The sequence below is a fragment of the Micromonospora sp. NPDC049275 genome (assembly GCF_043197115.1).
Lineage (GTDB): Bacteria > Actinomycetota > Actinomycetes > Mycobacteriales > Micromonosporaceae > Micromonospora.
In genome coordinates, this window is the sequence record NZ_JBICSN010000009.1 from 77667 (window position 1) to 94301 (window position 16635).

Sequence of the window (16635 nt, forward strand, 5' to 3'; positions counted from 1 at the left end):
CCCGTGGTTCGGCCGGCTCATCGCGCCGACCGCTGCGGCCACGGCTGCCCGGCGGTGTCGCTGGCCCGGTCGGCGACGACGGTCCGCAGCAGCGCCAGCAGCTCCGCGCGGTTGGCGCAGTTCAACCGGTTGCGCATGCGGGCCACGTGGTGCTCCACGGTCTTCGCCGAGATGAAGAGCCGGTCGCCGATCTCCCGGTAGGTCAGCCCCGCCAGCACCAGCTCGGCGACCTCGTACTCCCGGTCGCTGAGCCCCTGCTGGGTGGGGGCGGCGATGGCGTCGGTCGCCTGCGGGGTGTTCTCGCCGGCGGTCGGTCGCGGCCCGCCGGTGGCGGCGGCCGGCCGGCCCTGGAGCACCCGGGCGCACTCCAGCAGGGTGGTCATCGCCCGCCGGTCCGAGGTGCGGATCGCGGCCTGTCCGGCGAGGCGCGCGCCGTCCCAGCACAGGCCGGTGTCGTGCAGCCCACGGGCGGCGGCCTCCACCCGCACCGGATCGACCGCGCCGCGCAGCACCTCGACCCAGCTCTCGGCGGCGGCGGCGACCACGGCGGCGTAGCGGCTGTGGTCCGCGGCGGCCAGCAGCGCGGCGACGTGGCCGTCGGCGGCCGTCGGCTCACCGCTCAGGATGGCCGCGTGCAGCCCGCTCCAGTGCAGCGGGACACTCCACAGTGTCGGTGCGTCCAGTCGGTCGAGCAGCTCCCGGCCCTCCCGCAGGTACGGGGCCAGTCGGGGCGCCTCGCCCAGTCGGGCGCCCGCGATGGCGAGTTCGCCGAGCGGCAGCAGCGTGAACAGGTCGACGGGATGGCGGACCACCGCCTCCAGGGCCTGGCCCCAGCCCCGCTTGAGGGCGGCCAGGTCGCTGGTGCGCCGGCCGATGCCCATCCGCAGTGCGGCGGCGAAGAGCAGGTCACGTGATTCCAACGGCCGCTCGTCGGCGGTCACCGTGGCGAGGCGTTCGGCCGCCGCGGCTGTCTGGCCCCGGACCATCAGGATCCAGGCCTGCAACAGCCGGTGGCGGCGGGCCATCAGGGGACCGCCGACGCCTGCCGCCTCTGCCCGGTGCAGGACCCGCTCGGCGATGTCCAGCTCGCCGGAGTGCACGGCGGTCAGGGCGGCGAGCGCGGCCGGGCTGTCCGGCAGGAGCGCCGCCCGACCGTCCGGCTCCAGCAGGGCGGCGGCCTGTACGAGCGCGGAGAGCGCCGCGCTCGGCGTGCCGGTGACGCTCTCGCGTACCCCCTCGGCCATCAGCCGGGCGGCGCTGGCGTGCAGGGTGGGCGGCTCGCCTGCGGGCTCGTCCACCTCCGGCCCGGCTGTGGTCAGGTCGCCGGTGGCGAGCCCGCCGACGGTGGCGAACGCCACCGATGAGGCGGTGCCGGACCACCGGTACAACTCGACGCTGCGGCCGGTGTGGCCGCGGTGCGCCAGAGCGGTCGCGGCCACCACGGCGGCCTCCGCGCGGTCCGTCGGGTCGGTCGCGGTCAGCAGCCGGTCCGCGAGGCGCAGGGCGTCGTCGAGGTTGCCGGCGAGCGCGGCGGCGCGGGCCTGCCGGGCGCTCGTCGGGTGTCCGGCCGCGGTGGCGGCGGCGAACAGGTCGGCGGCGAAGGCCGGCTCGTCGGCGAGCGCCTCCTGCGCCGCCGCGGCGAGCGTCGAGGCCGGGCAGTCGGCGAGTACGCCCACCGCGAGCAGCGAGCGCACCAGCGGCAGCACCGGGCCGCCCCGGGCGAGCTGCAACTCGGTGAGGCGACGCCAGACCGCGCTGCGCTCGGTGGCCGGGCCGAGCGTGGTGACGGCCCGCCGGACGATGGGCGTGAGTCGGCCGTCGGCGCCGATCAGCCCGGCTGCCCGGGTCGCGGCGATCAGCTCGTCGACCGCCTCCGGTTCCTGGTCGAGCAGCGGACCGAGCATGGCCACCGGCAGCGGTACGCCGGCCGCGACCGCGAGCAGCAGCCGTCGTACGGCGGTGGGCTGGATCTCCAGCTCCGGCGCGAATTCTCCGATGACGGACCGGGGTGGTTCGGCCGGGACGCCGATCAGGCTCGGGGCCGCGCGCAGACCACGGGTCAACCGCTCGACGTCGCGGGGGACGCCACCTGTCTGCGTGTGTACGAAATCGACCAGGTCGCCACGGTGGGCCAGCTCGGGCGCGGCGGCAAGGTGAGCCGCGGTCTGCTCGCGACCGAACGGGCCGAGCAGCACGGTCTGCCCGTCGCGGCGCAGCGCGTCGGTCAGCTCGGTGAGCGCCGCCGACCGGGGCCAGGGCCGGTGGGCGACGACCAGTCGGTGCCGGCGGGTGGCGACCAGGCCCAGCAGGACACCGATCCGCTCGTCGTCGAGCAGGTGCGCGTCGTCGACCAGCAGCAACTCGGCCTCGTCGACGGGATCGCCCGGCGCCGGCACGCCCGTACGCACGGTGCCTCCGGCCCGTTGCTGGACGCGTGTCAACTCGGCGAGCAGCGCGGTCTTGCCGTGGCCCGCGGGACCGGCCAGACCGACGACGAGCGGGCCGGCCGGTTCGTCGGCGACCCGGTCCAGCAGGGCCTGGGGCGCTCGGCCGAGCACCAGCCGGGACTCGACGACGTGCTTCATGGTCATTGTGGTCATCCTTCGCGTCCCCGGCTGAGCGTCAGTGCCAGGCGGGACGCCTTCGGCAGGTCGAGGGGCAGGATCCGGACCGGAGGGCGCGGTGGCGGATCGCCCGGATCGGTGGTGCGGTCCCCGGGCCGGCGCGACGCCGGGATGGTGGCCCGGCCGACGCCGCTGACCGGCGCCGGATCGCGCACCGGCGCCGGGGGCCGGGGGCGGGGCGACACCACCTGGCAGGCCGCGCTCGCCGCCCCGGTGGCGGCGGTCAGCTGCGCGTCCGGCTCCACCTCGACCGGGATCGGAAGCGCCGCGGTGATCAGCTCGGTGACCAGCGGGATGCGGGCCGAACCGCCGGCAAGCAGGACGCCGTCGAGCTGCGTCGGTGTCAGGCCGGCACCGTGCACGGTGCGCAACAGGAGGTCGACTGTGGCCTGCACGGTCGGGCGGATCATGGCCTCGAACTGGGCGCGGGTCACCGGTATCCGCGCCGGGCCGGTCGGCAGGCTCAACACCACGTCGGCGGCCAGCTCGACGGTAAGCGCACGCTTGACCCGGTCGCACTCGGCCGGCAGCCCGCGCAGGGCGGCGTGGTATTCCCGACGACCGGTGGCGGTCAGTTCCCGGGACAGCACGGTGCGTACGTGGCCGGCCAGCAGCTCGTCGAAGTCGGCGCCGCCGATCGGGTCGAGGCCCTGCGGGGTGCCGAAGCTCTCGTAGGTGCCGCGCGGGGTGCGTCGCACCAGGGCCGCCTCGAAACTGGCGCCGCCCAGCGCGTAGACGGCGGCCGTGGTACCCGCGAATCCACGGGTCGCGTGGCTCTCGGCGACCGTGACCGTACGGGGCAGCAGCGTGACGCCGTGCAGCCCGAGGTCGACGAGCGCCCGGCGCAGCAGCTCCCGCCGGTACGGCTGCCAGCCCGCCGGGTGGCTGAGCACGACCACCTCGGCCGGGCCGCCCTCCGCGGCGTGCACCTGCTCCACGACCCACGCGGCCAGCTCGGCCGTGAGCGTCTGCGGCGCGCACGGCTCGCCGCCGAGCAGCAGGGGCACGTCGTCGCCGATGCGGCGGACGAAGTCCCTGGTGGTGCGGCTGCCGTCGTCGGTGGCGGGCCCGCCGATGTGCAGCGCGCCGTCCTCGGCCAGGTGCAGCACCGACGGTACGAGAGGCGAGCCGGCGTTCAGCGGGACGGTCTCCGGGCGCGTCCAGGTGCGACCGTCGCGCCGTGCGACGGCGGCGGCGGTGTTGGTGCTTCCGATGTCGATCCCCAGGACGTACGGCATCCGTCTCTTCTCTTTCCGCGAGTTGGCCCTCTGGTGGCGATGGCGTCGGCGCTGCCCGGCGACCCGCCCCCGGCGAAACCCGCGGGCTCCTACGTTCGTACCAGAGATCGCTCCCTGGTCGGGACCCTAATCTGGCCGGGACGGTTTCCCCCAGTCCCCCTAACGGTGGAGCCGATCAAGGCCCTAACGCGGCGGGATCGGATGCGGGTCGAGCCCCGATGTCCGGCATCGGCCCCCGCAATAGCGTGACTGTCGACGAACGACGGTCGCCGACGCCAATCCGAGGAGAACCGGCACATGGACTCGCAACAGACCCTGCACGACTTCGTGCTCGACCTGCTGACCAACCCGGACGCGCGGTCGGCCTTCGACCTCGACCCGGAGGGCGCGCTGCACGCCGCGGGGCTCAGCGACATCACCGCCGCCGACGTGCAGGACGTCGTGCCGCTGGTGGTCGACTACGCGCCGGGGCAGGGCCTCGCGCCGCTGGTCCCGGCCGTCGGTCAGCTCGGATTCGACCCGCTGGTGACCGACACGACCGACGTGGTCGGCCAGTTGCAGAGCGTGGCGCAGCAGATCAGCGTCACCAGTTCTCCCGCGGGGGTGGACGTCAAGGCCGGCGTGCTCGGCGCCATCGCCGTCGACCCGACGACCGTCGCCGCCGGGGTGACAGTGCTTCCCGGCGTCGGCCTGGGCATCGGCCCGAGCGGCCTGGACACCGACCTGACCGGTGTGGCCGACGTGGCGCACACCCTCGACGCGGATGTGGTGCAGCCGGTCGACGGCATCGCCGACCCGGTGCTCGGTGACGTGACCGGCACGGTCGGCGACCCGACCGGCCTGCTCGGCGGCACCGACCCGAATCTCCTCGGCGGCGACCTGACCGGCGGTGTCCTCTCCGACGCGCACGGTCAGGTGGGCGGCCTCGTCGGTTCCCTCGGCGTCCACGACACCCTGGGTGGCCTCGGCGACGGCGCCGTCGGCGGTGTGGTGCCGCCTGTCGACGTCCCGTCCGTGGTGGGCGGTGTCACGCACCACGTGGACAGTCTCCTCCCCGGTGTCACCGGCACGGTCGGTGACGTGACCGGAGGGGTCACCGACGGTGTGACCGGCGACGTGCACGACGGGGGGCCCGCCTCGTCGGACCACGGGCTGCTGGGCCTCACCGGCGGTCTGCTCTGACGGGGGTTCTCGTCGGAAGCGGGGGGCCGGGTCGCCTCGGGCGGCCCGGCTCTTCCCGGGTTCCCTTCCGGTCCCTCTTGATAATTGAGCCGAAATCCGCACACTTGGTGCGGTGATGGCGGGGATCTGGTTGGACGTACTGGACGAGATCGCCCGGACGTGCAACACACACGGTCGCGGTGACCTGCTCCAGACGGTCCGACAGAAGCGTGCTCAACTGCTGGACCCGAAGCTGCGCGTCCTGGTCGTCGGCGAGCCGAACCAGGGCAAGAGCCAGCTCATCAACGCGATCATCAACGCGCCGGCCTGCCCGGTCGGCGACGGTCGTACCACGGTCCTGCCGACAGTGGTGCAGCACGCCGAGGCCACCTCCGCAGCCGTGATCCAGGCACCGCCGGCGCCGGGACGACCCGCGGGTACCCCGGCCGCGACGCTTGTCGAGCGGACCCCCCTGGCGCTCGACCAGGTCGCGGCCGGGGTGGCCGGCACGGTTGGGCGGCGGCCGGGCGGCGGTCCGGCGTACGTCGAGGTTGGCCTGCCCCGCGCGTTGCTCGCCGCCGGACTGGTGCTGGTGGACACTCCCGGCACCGACCAGGTCGCGGCGCTCGGCGGAGCCGCGGAGGTGGCTGCCTGCACCCGCGCGGACGCCGTGCTGCTGGTCACCGACTCGACAAGGGAACTCTCCGTCGCCGAACTGGACATGCTGCTGCACGTCACCCGCTCGCAGCCGAACGTGGTGGTGGTGCAGAGCAAGACCGACCTCGTGGCGGACTGGCGTGTGGTGGCCGAGCGCAACCGGCAGCACCTCGCGGACGCCGGCGTCGCGGCGCAGCTGATCCCGGTGTCGGCGACCCTGCGGTTGCGCGCGGCGGCGACCGACGATCGCGGCCTCAACGCCGAGTCCGGGTTCCCGGCGCTGATCGCCCGCCTGCAGCGGGACCTGACCGGCAAGGCCGACCACCTGGCGCGGACGTCGGTGCAGGCGGTGGCCCGTACGGTGGTGGAGCAACTGGCCGCGCCGCTGCGTGCCGAGCTGGCGACGCAGGAGGCCGAGGAGCAGTCCGGGCCGATCTCCCGGCTGCACGCGGCGCAGCGGGAGGTCGACGAGCTGCGCCGCTGCTCCACCCGTTGGCAGAACACGCTCGCCGACGAGATGGCCGACCTGCTCTCCGACATCGAGTACGACCTGCGCGACAGGACTCGTCAGATCCTGCGTGCCGTCGACGAGGCGTTCGACACGGCCGATCCCCTCACCGCCTGGGACACCTTCGCCGACTGGCTGGAGCGCAGCCTCGTCGAGGCCGCGGAGGCCAACCACGAGTGGCTGGTCCAGCGCTGCGACTGGATCGCGCGCCGGGTGGCCGCCACCTTCGACAGGTACGGCCACGACGTGCTGCCGCCCTGGTCGATGACGATGCCTGAGGATCTCGGCGACCGGCTGCCGGACCTGGAACGGCCGCGGATCGACAGGTTCACCACGGGTCAGAAGCTGTTCACCGGCATGAAGGGCTCGTACGGCGGCATGCTGATGTTCGGCCTCGCGACGACCCTGGCCGGAATGCCGATGATCAACCCGGTCTCGGTCGGCATCGGCGCGCTCTTCGGCGGCAAGAGCATCCGCGACGAGGGCAAGCAGTTGCTGCGCCGCCGGCAGGCGACAGTCAAGACGGCCATCCAGCGGCATGTGGACGAGTTCTTCGTCCGGATGGTCCGGGACTGCCGCGACGCCGCCCGCCAGGTGCAGCGGATGCTGCGCGACCACTTCACGGCGCTGACCGAGGAGTTGCAGGAGGCCATCGTGCAGTCGTTTCGCAGCGCGAAGCAGGAGGCGGACACCGATGTCGCCCTGCGCGAGCAGCGGCAGCGGGAGATCCGGCTGAAGATGACCCGCCTGGCCGCGCTCTACGAGCAGTCCCAGCAGTTGACCGCCACCCGCGCCACCCCGGTACTGCTGGAGCCGGGGGCATGACGGTCGGGGTGCGACTGGACGAGGCGGCGTGGGGGCTGCTGCACCGGGCCATGGACCTCTACCAGCACGACGCGCGGGCGGTTGGGCGGTTGCGGCACCAGGTGGCGCGGCTGGAGCAGCCGCTGCGGATCGCGGTTGCCGGCCCGTGGCGTGCCGGCAAGTCGACGGTGCTGAACGCGTTGATGGGGGAGGAGGTCGCGCCGGTCGAGGGCGCGGACGGCGTCTTCACCTGGTACGAGGACGGCCCTTCGCCGCACGCCACCGCCTACCCGGTCGGCCAGCCGCCGCAGGAGCTGACGGTGGTCAAGTCGGCGACCGGGATGCGGGTGGATCTGGGCTGGCGGATCGGGGAGGTGCGCGACATCGTGGTGCGGTGGCCGACGCGGGCGCTGCGGCAGGTGACGCTCATCGACACCCCGGCGCTCGCCGCGGTCGACGAGCAGGGCCACGCGCCGGTGCTGGATCGCGTCCTGCGGGACTCCGACGCGGTGCTGTTCCTGACCCGCGACGGCCGCGACAGTGACCTGCGGGTGTTGGAGTCCGCTCGGGACAGTGTCGTCGGGCAGGCCGCCCCGGTGAACGTGATCATGGTGTTGTCCCGGGCGGACGAGGTGGGCGGCGGCCGGATCGACGGGCTGCTCACCGCGCGCCAGCTGGCCCGCCGGCACCACCGTGATCCCCGGGTGGGCGCGCTGGCCGTGAACGTGGTGGCGTGCAGCGGGGCGATCGGTCTCGCGGGCCGGATGCTGAGCGAATCCGACTTCGCCGCGCTCGCGACGCTGGCCGGGGCGTCCCGCGTCGAGTTGGAGGCCCACCTGCTCTCCGCCGACCGCTTCGTCCGTGGCGAGCTTCCGGTGCACCTGGATTCGGAGGTGCGCGCCGCTCTGCTGGACCGGTTCGGACTCTTCGGGATCCGGCTCGCGACGACCCTGGTCCGCAGCGGGTTCGACACCCGGGTGACCCTGTCGGCCGAGCTGATCCGACGCAGTGGGCTCACCGAGCTGCGGGAGTCGATGACCCGATGTTTCGTCGATCGTCGCGACACACTCAAGGCACGCTCGGCGCTGGCGGCCGTGGAGGCCCTGGTGCGGGCCGAGCCGGTACGCGGCGCCGACGAGTTGGTCGGTGCGATCGAGCAGATCCTGGCGGGCGCACACGAGTTCCGGGAGCTGCGCCTGCTGGTGGCGCTGCGCAACGCCCGCCTCGGTTTCGACGCCGAGTTGGCCGCCGAGGCGCAGCGCCTGGTCGGTGGTGACGGGGTGGGTCTGGCCGCGCGGCTCGGCGTCGAGCACGAGGCGACCGTGCAGCGGCTCTGGGAGGTCGCCGCCGACGCGCAGTGGCGGTGGCGGGACCGGGCCGAGGATCCGCTGCTCCCGCTGGCTCAGCGCCGGGGCGCGGAGGTGGTCGTCCGCAGTTGCGAGGGGATGCTGGCCGAGTTGGCCGCGGGCGGTCGCTGAGCGTCGTACGCCCGGGGCGTCCACATATCGCTCGCGGGCTCATCCGCTCGTCGGCCCGTCCGGCCAGGTCCGTCGGGCAGGTCTGTCCGCCAGGTTCTTCCGTGCGGGCGCCGGTGCCCCACGTCTGGGGCAGCTCTACAGGGGCCACTTCCGGCCCCCCTCGTCACCGGTTCGGCGGTGTCGCCGTCGCAGGTTGCGGTGGCGCGCTCAGCCGGAGCTGCCACCGTCGGCCGTGGTCGGTGAGCCGGACGATCGCCAACGGCTCCACGTCCAGCTGCCGGTACGTCGCCAACGGCAGGCCCAGGGCGTGCACGACCGCCACCCGGATCACGAGCGGGTGGGTGACGGCCGTGACCCGTCGGCCGACGCCGCGCTGTTCGTCGAGCCACCGGCCGACGCGCTCGCGCAGGTCGGCCACGGATTCGCCCCCGTGCGGCGCGGCGTCCGGGGTGGACATCCACTCGTGCAGGGCGTCGGGTTGCGCGGCGGCGATTTCTTCCAGTGACCGGCCGGTCCAGTCGCCGTAGTCGCAGTCGACAAGCGCCGTCTCGACGGCGGGCGCGAGGCCGAGGGCGTACGCGGTCTGGACGGCCGCCGCCGCGGGGCTGGACAGGCAGGCGTCGGTGTCGCTCGACGACGCCCGCCGGACCAGCCCGGACAGGGCGAGGGCTGCGCGCCGGCCACCCTCGTCCAGTCCGTCGTCCCCGCCGAAGCGGGCTCGCCGCAGGGCGGCGGTGTGACCGTGGGCGACCAGCCGCAGGCTGGTGGCGCTCACCCGGCCGGTTGTGCGTCGGCGACCGCGCGCTGCCGGTGCATCAGGGCTGCGAAGAGCAGGCCGATCCCGGTCCACAGCACCACCTGGGTGCCGAGGGAGGCGAGCCGGAAGCTCCACAGCAGCGTGGCGGGGAAGTCACCCGGGACCTCCTGGAACGACGGCAGCACCACGTAGGCAACGCCGGTGACCAGCAGGAAACCGCCGACCGCCGCGCTGGCGCGCAGCCACACGGGCGCCTGTGCGCCGACCGACCGGTAGCCCAGCGAACCGGACCAGACCGCCACCAGCCCGAGGACCACCAGCAGCAGGTAGGTGACCGTGCGCTGGTTGATGGTGGCCGGGTCGCCGACGGCCGGGGGATTCGGCGGGTACTTGAGGAACGGCACGATCACCGCGCCGAGCAGCGCGCCGCCGGCCAGGAGCAGCCCGGACCGTCCGTCGTCAGGGGTCCGTCGCCGCCGGGTCAGCAGGACGTACGCCGTGGCCAGCAGGCCACCCATCGCGGCGCCGAACAGTGCGGTGGCCAGGAACAGCCCGCCGCGCTGGCCGTTCCTGCTGACCAGGGCGTCCTCGTCGTGCTGGTGCCCACCGGTGGCGGGTTCGGCGTGTGTCGCCGCCTCCTCGATGGCGATGGCCGCCTCGACGTGGGGTTCGCCGACGACGTAGGCGAACGTTCCGGCGAGCAGACCGGCCACCAGGCCGGCGAGCAGCCCGCGCAGGAGAACCGTGACGAACGTGGGTGCGGTGCCGGTCAGTGGCACGGGACACCGAGCAGGTGCCGGCCGTCGTGCATCAGCTCGTGCAGGTACATCCCGCTGCGCGAGACCGCGCCCTGGTCGAAGGCGACGAGATAGGCCAGCAGGGTGAGCACGGCGACGGTGGCCAGGACCGTCCACAGGAGACGGGTCGGGACAGCGGGGTGCACCAGCGGCTGGCTGGACGTGGAACTGGACATGTGTGCACGAACCTCCTCGGGGATGACGCGTCCCCATCGCAAGGCTGCGGACGACCGAGCGTCCTGGCTCGCGGCTCCCCAGGCCGGGGACCGCTCACAGTGGCGCGACCGCGCCGGATTCTCACCGGCTTCCCTCGCGTCGCCGCAGATGTGGGTCGACCGTATCGGTGCCGGTTCTCCTCGGTCAAGCCGGCGACGAAGTCCGATCACGACGCTGCCCCACGGCCGCCCACCCGAGGGCGTCGACCGGATCGACGACGGCCGTCGCGGGCGGCCGCGACACGCCCGGCCCCGACATGTGGGGTGTGACAAACCCTGTCGCCCCTATATATGGTGTCGACCGCAGCTGGTTCGGCCACTCACCCCAGGGTGGCCGAGGCAAGAGGGAACCCGGTGAAATTCCGGGACTGCCCCGCAGCGGTGAGTGGGAACGACAGCCGTCATCAGCACTGGGCCGCCATCTGGCCTGGGAAGCGACGGCCAGTAGGAGACCGGGTGACCCCGGTCGTGCCCGCGAGTCCGAAGACCTGCCAGCGCGCCGCGTACCCGCATCCGGGTGGGCGGTGGTCCGAGGCCGCGTGGGACGGCCGACGCCTTTCGGATCCACGCCGCCGTCGGCGTGGCGTCCGTCGGTGTCGGTCGCCTCGCGCCGAGGGCCATCAGGTCCTCAAACTCGCGAGGAGTGAGTGGTGACAGTTACCGAGGTGACCCCGGCCGACGGCGACACGGCCCTGGGGCGTATGCCGACGCAGGTCCGCAAACGCGACGGCGGCAGCGAGCCGGTGGACGTGCGCAAGCTCGTCGCCACGGTCGAGCGTTGGGCCGACGACCTGCCCGACGTCGACCCGCTGCGGGTGGCGACCCGCACGATCAGCGGCCTGTACGACGGCGCGACGACGGCCGAGCTGGACCGGCTGACCATCCAGACCGCTGCCGAGATGATCGGTACGGAGCCGCAGTACTCGCGCCTCGCCGCCCGGCTGCTGGCCAGCCACGTCGAGCGGGAGGTACGCCGGCAGGGCGTCACCTCGTTCAGCGCGGCGATCCGGGCCGGCCACGCCGAGGGCCTGATCGGAGACGAGACCGCCGCGTTCGTCGCCGCGCACGCCGGCACGTTCGACGACGCCGTCGACGCCGACGGCGACCGTCGCTTCGAGTACTTCGGCCTGCGCACGGTCTACGACCGGTACCTGCTGCGTCACCCCACCAGCCGGCTGGTGCTGGAGACCCCGCAGTACTGGCTGCTGCGGGTGGCCTGCGGCCTGTCCCGTACGCCGGACGAGGCGGTGGACTTCTACCGGCTCATGTCCAGCCTGGCCTACCTGCCCAGCTCACCGACGCTGTTCAACTCCGGTACCCGGCACACCCAGATGTCCTCGTGCTACCTCGTCGACTCGCCGCGCGACGAGCTGGACTCGATCTACGCGCGCTACGCCCAGGTCGCCAACCTGTCCAAGTTCGCCGGTGGCATCGGCATCGCGTACTCCCGGGTCCGGTCCCGGGGTGCGCTGATCCGCGGCACCAACGGCCAGTCCAACGGGATCGTGCCGTGGCTGCGCACCCTTGACGCGAGCGTCGCGGCGGTCAACCAGGGCGGTCGACGCAAGGGCGCGGCCTGCGTCTACCTGGAGCCGTGGCATCCGGACATCGAGGAGTTCCTCCAGCTGCGGGACAACACCGGCGAGGACGCGAGGCGTACCCACAACCTGAACCTGGCCAACTGGATCCCGGACGAGTTCATGCGCCGGGTCGAGGCCGACGAGGTGTGGTCGCTGTTCGACCCGGACGAGGTGCCCGAGCTGCCCGACCTGTGGGGGGAACGGTTCGACGCCGCGTACCGGGCGGCCGAGGCGCAGGGCCGCTTCGTGCGGCAGGTGCCGGCGCGCGAGCTGTACGGGAAGATGATGCGGACCCTGGCCCAGACCGGCAACGGTTGGATGACCTTCAAGGACGCGGCCAACCGGCTGTGCAACCAGACGGCCGAGCCCGGCAACGTGGTGCACCTGTCCAACCTGTGCACCGAGATCGTCGAGGTGTCCAGCGACGCCGAGACCGCGGTGTGCAACCTCGGCTCGGTGAACGTGGCCGCCCACCTGACCGAGAGCGGCATCGACTGGGAACGGCTGCGTGCCACGGTCCGGACGGCTGTGACGTTCCTCGACCGGGTCATCGACATCAACTACTACCCGACCCCGCAGGCCGCGGCGAGCAACCCCCGCTGGCGGCCGGTCGGGCTCGGGCTGATGGGCCTGCAGGACGTGTTCTTCGCGCTGCGGCTGCCGTTCGACTCGCCGGCCGCGCGGGAGCTGTCCACGCGGATCAGCGAGGAGCTGTACCTGACCGCGCTGGAGACCTCCGCCGACCTGGCGCGCGAATTCGGGGCGCATCCCGCGTTCGCGCAGACCCGGGCCGCGCGGGGCCAGCTCCAGCCCGACCTGTGGGGCGTCGAGGGTACGCAGACCGCGCGCTGGGCCGCGCTGCGCCAGCGGGTCGGGGCGTACGGGCTGCGCAACTCGCTGCTGGTGGCGGTCGCGCCGACCGCGACCATCGCCTCGATCGCCGGCTGTTACGAGTGCGTCGAGCCGCAGGTGTCCAACCTGTTCAAGCGCGAGACCCTGTCCGGGGAGTTCCTCCAGGTCAACACGGCCCTGGTCGGCGAGCTGAAGGCGCGTGGCCTGTGGACCGAGCGGATCCGTTCGGCGATCCGGCGCGCGGAGGGGTCGGTGCAGGCCGTGACGGAGCTGCCGGCCGACGTGCGGGAGCTGTTCCGCACCGCGTGGGAGCTGCCGCAGCGGTCGCTCATCGACCTGGCGGCCGCCCGCGCGCCGTTCATCGACCAGTCCCAGTCGCTGAACCTGTTCCTGGCCTCGCCCACCATCGGCAAGCTCTCCTCGATGTACCTGTACGCCTGGAAGACCGGGCTGAAGACCACCTACTACCTGCGCTCACGCCCCGCCACGCGGATCCAGCAGGCAACCGTCAGCGCGGTCGCACCCGTCACCGTCGACGCCGAGGCGCTGGCCTGCTCGCTGGAGAACCCCGAGTCGTGCGAGGCGTGCCAGTGACCGTTCCCGACACCACCACCGACACGAGGACCACGCACATGCTGCTCGACCCCGGGATGGATCTCACTCTCCGCCCGATGCGCTACCCGCACTTCTTCGACCGGTTCCGCGCCGCGATCCGCAACACCTGGACGGTCGAGGAGGTCGATCTGCACGCCGACCTCGCCGACCTGGACCGGCTGTCGCCGGCCGAGCGGCACCTGGTCAGCCGCCTCGTGGCGTTCTTCGCCACCGGCGACACGATCGTCGCCAACAACCTGGTGCTCAACCTCTACCAGCACGTCAACAGCCCGGAGGGTCGCCTCTACCTGTCCCGGCAGCTGTTCGAGGAGGCCGTGCACGTCCAGTTCTACCTCAACCTGCTCGACACGTACGTGCCCGACGAGACCGAGCGGTTCGCCGCCTTCGCCGCGATCGAGAACATCCCCTCGATCCGCCGCAAGGCCGAGTTCTGCTTCCGCTGGATCGACTCGCTCGGGGAGTTGCGGGAGCTGCGGTCCCGCGAGGACCGGCGCGCGTTCCTGCTCAACCTCATCTGCTTCGCCGCCTGCATCGAGGGATTGTTCTTCTACGGCGCGTTCGCGTACGTGTACTTCCTGCGCTCCCGTGGCCTGCTGCACGGCCTGGCCTCCGGCACCAACTGGGTCTTCCGCGACGAGTCGATGCACATGGCGTTCGCGTTCGACGTGGTGGACACGGTGCGCGCCGAGGAGCCCGACCTGTTCGATGACGATCTCGCCGACCAGGTCCGCCAGATGCTCATCGAAGCGGTCGAGTGTGAGGTCCAGTTCGCCGAGGACCTGGTGGGTCAGGGCGTGCCCGGTCTCACTCTCGCGGACATGCGGGAGTACCTCCAGCACGTCGCCGACCGCCGTCTCGCCCAGCTCGGCATCGCCGGGCACTACGGGTCGGCCAACCCGTTCGCCTTCATGGAGTTGCAGGACGTGCAGGAGCTGTCCAACTTCTTCGAGCGGCGGGTGTCGGCGTACCAGGTGGGTGTGACCGGTTCGGTGGCCTTCGACGACGACTTCTAGGACCCCCACCCCACCCCCTCCCCACCCCGTCGACCAGGAAGTTGTTGCTCCCTATCGGCGTGTCAGGGGCACCAACTGCATGATCAACGTCGGCGGCGGGCGAGGTGGGGGTGGGGCGGGGGTGTTCTTGGGGGTGGGTGACTGTCAGGCGGGGGAGCAGGTCGGGGTGATGGTCGGAGGCGTGCTGGTGGCGCTCGTGCTCAGGTAGCCCGCGGTGGTCGACGTGCCCGGCGCGAGCTGCCCGTTGTAGGCGGCGTTCGCGACTGTCACCTGGCTGCCCGTCTGGGTGAGGGCGCCGTTCCAGACCTGCGACACCGTCTGGCCGCTGGGGAGGGTGAAGGTGACCCGCCATCCGCTCAGCGAGGAGGCCCCGGAGTTGGTGACCGTCAGCCGCCCCTCGAATCCGCCCTGCCAGGTGTTGACCACGGTGTTGGTCACCGCGCAGGACTGCCCGGCCGGGACCGTCGGCGTCGGGGTGGGAGTGGACGTCGGGGTCGTCGTCGGAGTGGGCGTCGGGGTCGGGGTGGGCGACGACGTCGCGGTGGGGGTCGGGGTGGGCGTCGTGGTGCCGCCGGCCTGGAACTGCCACCAGTTGAGGTTGAACAGGTTGCCGCTGCCGCCGGTGAAGCGCAGGTAGAGATCCTGGGTACCGGTCGCGCCGCTGACCGGGCAGGAGACGGTCTGCCAGGTCTGCCACCCGCCGGTGCCCGGCACCGCGCAGCTGCCCACCCGGGTGCCGGTGGGGCTACCGAGGCGCAGTTCGATCGTGCCACCGGACGTGGCCGAGGCGACCCGGGCCGAGAAGGACGTCGCGCCCGTACCGAATCCCACGCCCTTGACCTTGATGTAGTCCCCGTTCTCGATCCACCCGACGTTCATCCCGCCCTCGCTGGCCGGCTCGGTCTCGATGCCGGAGCCCCAGGCGATGGTCTCGGCCTCCTGCCGCCCGTACGGGTTCAGGGTGCCGATCTGGGGCGCGCCCGTCGTGGTCATGGTGATCGTCGGGATGGTGCCGTTGGTGTTGTAGGTGAACTTCTCCACTGCCACCGAGCGGGTGTACCCGCTGCCGCCGGGCAACGCTCCGTTGTGGTAGAAGAAGTACGAGCCGCCGTTGAAGTCGATGACCCCGGGGTGGTTGGTGAAGCTGGCCCCCTGGCGGGGCATGATCGTCCCTCGGTAGGTCCAGGGTCCGGTCGGGCCGGTCGCCGTCGAGTAACCGATGAACTCGGAGCAGCACTCCGCCGCGAACACGTTGTAGTAGATGCCGTTGCGCTTGTAGACCCACGGACCTTCCTCGTAGAGGGTCGGCCGGCTCGCGTTCCCCGTCCGGGTGCCGAACCCGGCGGTGGTGAGTGGGATCTTTGTGGCGCTGCCGCTGTAGGAGATCATGTCCGCGTTCAGCCGGACGTACCACAGGTTCGGGTTGCCCCAGTACAGGTATGCCTGGCCGTCGTCGTCGATGAAGACGGTGGGGTCGATCTCGCCGTTGCCCACCAGCGGACGGCCGATGGCGTCCCGGAACGGCCCGGTGGGGCTGTCGGCGACCGCGACGCCGATGGCCATCGAGTTGGTCGCCCGGGCGGTCACCGGCACGTACCAGTAGAACTTGCCGTTGCGGGCGATGACCTGGCCGGCCCACGCGTTGGCGCTCGCCCAGCTGAAGGTGTTGAGGCTCAGGGGTGAGCCGTGGTCGGTCCAGTTGACCATGTCGGCCGACGACCACACCCGCCAGTCCTTCATGGTGAAGTACGTGGAGCCGTCCTCGTCGTGGCCTGTGTAGAGGTAGACCCGCCCGTCGTGCACCAGGGGAGCCGGGTCGGCGGTGTAGATGTGCTGGACGATGGGGTTGTCCGCGTGGGCGGCCGTGGCCGGAGTGAGCGTCGCGATGAGCAGCAGGCTCACGAGCCACGCGGCGCCGCGTCGGAGCCGGTTCCTCGTGAGCGGTGGCGGTGCGGGGTGCATCGGTACCTCCAGGGTGGGTCACGACGGGAGGGCACGGTCCGTCGGTCTCGCCGGCGGGGCGCCGCGTGTCGCTTCGGGGCCTCGATGGTGGCCGTGCGGCGAGAACGGCAGGCGGGACCGGTCGTCCACCGTGGCTCCCACGCGCGGCGGCCCGCCGTCGTCAGCGGCGGTGATCAACGTCCCTGAGGGAGGCCCGGACACCCACCAGCGGGCGTTGGTCATGCGCGACTCCATCGACCTCTACGGATCGAGTGGAGCGGTGAAGCGTGCCCTTCGCCTCTGCGGCCTGAGGGTAGTCTGTTATCGCTAACATTCTCAAGCGATGGACGGATCTGGATTTCCACGTCGTCGTGGCGGGCCGGTCGGCTCCGGGT

Annotated in this window: 11 protein-coding genes and 2 riboswitches; of the genes, 5 read left to right on the top strand and 6 right to left on the bottom strand. The window is 72.5% G+C overall.

Annotation, left to right across the window (positions count from 1 at the left end):
* Positions 1-17 precede the first annotated feature (17 nt).
* Together ACGFIE_RS24375 and ACGFIE_RS24380 are read right to left on the bottom strand one after the other, a co-directional pair.
* Positions 18-2591, bottom strand: coding sequence for a LuxR C-terminal-related transcriptional regulator (locus ACGFIE_RS24375; protein WP_393298322.1), 2574 nt, complete (start codon positions 2589-2591; stop codon positions 18-20).
* A 5-nt stretch (positions 2592-2596) separates the two neighbouring features.
* Positions 2597-3862, bottom strand: coding sequence for an Hsp70 family protein (locus ACGFIE_RS24380; protein ID WP_393298325.1), 1266 nt, complete (start codon positions 3860-3862; stop codon positions 2597-2599).
* A gap of 297 nt (positions 3863-4159) precedes the next feature.
* Here ACGFIE_RS24380 and ACGFIE_RS24385 point away from each other — a divergent pair, with 297 nt between their 5' ends.
* The 3 genes from ACGFIE_RS24385 to ACGFIE_RS24395 all read left to right on the top strand — a co-directional run bounded on the left by ACGFIE_RS24385 (position 4160) and on the right by ACGFIE_RS24395 (position 8470).
* Positions 4160-5044: an IniB N-terminal domain-containing protein gene (locus ACGFIE_RS24385; protein ID WP_393298328.1), complete on the top strand. Its 885-nt coding sequence runs from the start codon at positions 4160-4162 to the stop codon at positions 5042-5044.
* A gap of 115 nt (positions 5045-5159) precedes the next feature.
* Positions 5160-7013, top strand: coding sequence for a dynamin family protein (locus tag ACGFIE_RS24390; protein ID WP_393298683.1), 1854 nt, complete (start codon positions 5160-5162; stop codon positions 7011-7013).
* Positions 7010-8470 carry a GTP-binding protein gene (locus ACGFIE_RS24395; protein ID WP_393298331.1) on the top strand — a complete coding sequence of 487 codons (1461 nt, stop codon included), beginning with the start codon at positions 7010-7012 and terminating at the stop codon, positions 8468-8470. The genes ACGFIE_RS24390 and ACGFIE_RS24395 overlap by 4 nt, the downstream gene beginning before the upstream one ends.
* 163 nt (positions 8471-8633) lie before the next feature.
* Here ACGFIE_RS24395 and ACGFIE_RS24400 read toward each other — a convergent pair whose 3' ends face one another.
* The 3 genes from ACGFIE_RS24400 to ACGFIE_RS24410 are packed head-to-tail and all read right to left on the bottom strand — an operon-like array spanning position 8634 to position 10200.
* Entirely contained in the window at positions 8634-9245 is a 612-nt protein-coding gene (locus ACGFIE_RS24400; protein ID WP_393298334.1) for a histidine phosphatase family protein, read from the bottom strand.
* A complete protein-coding gene (locus tag ACGFIE_RS24405) occupies positions 9242-10006 on the bottom strand; it encodes a CbtA family protein (RefSeq protein WP_393298337.1) in 765 nt (254 codons plus the stop codon). The genes ACGFIE_RS24400 and ACGFIE_RS24405 overlap by 4 nt, the downstream gene beginning before the upstream one ends.
* A complete protein-coding gene (locus ACGFIE_RS24410; RefSeq protein WP_393298340.1) occupies positions 9997-10200 on the bottom strand; it encodes a CbtB domain-containing protein in 204 nt (67 codons plus the stop codon). Before ACGFIE_RS24410 ends, ACGFIE_RS24405 begins: the two co-directional genes overlap by 10 nt.
* 58 nt (positions 10201-10258) lie before the next feature.
* A riboswitch (cobalamin riboswitch) is annotated at positions 10259-10333 on the bottom strand.
* A 197-nt stretch (positions 10334-10530) separates the two neighbouring features.
* A riboswitch (cobalamin riboswitch) is annotated at positions 10531-10750 on the top strand.
* Positions 10751-10940: 190 nt separating this feature from the next.
* Here ACGFIE_RS24410 and ACGFIE_RS24415 point away from each other — a divergent pair.
* Together ACGFIE_RS24415 and ACGFIE_RS24420 are read left to right on the top strand one after the other, a co-directional pair.
* Positions 10941-13265 carry a ribonucleoside-diphosphate reductase subunit alpha gene (locus ACGFIE_RS24415; RefSeq protein ID WP_393298686.1) on the top strand — a complete coding sequence of 775 codons (2325 nt, stop codon included), beginning with the start codon at positions 10941-10943 and terminating at the stop codon, positions 13263-13265.
* Positions 13266-13303: 38 nt separating this feature from the next.
* Entirely contained in the window at positions 13304-14299 is a 996-nt protein-coding gene (locus ACGFIE_RS24420; protein ID WP_393298689.1) for a ribonucleotide-diphosphate reductase subunit beta, read from the top strand.
* A 144-nt stretch (positions 14300-14443) separates the two neighbouring features.
* On the opposite strand, the gene ACGFIE_RS24425 is transcribed toward ACGFIE_RS24420, so the two are convergent.
* Complete coding sequence (locus tag ACGFIE_RS24425; protein ID WP_393298343.1) at positions 14444-16261, bottom strand: family 43 glycosylhydrolase; 1818 nt, start codon at positions 16259-16261, stop codon at positions 14444-14446.
* Positions 16262-16635: the final 374 nt, after the last annotated feature.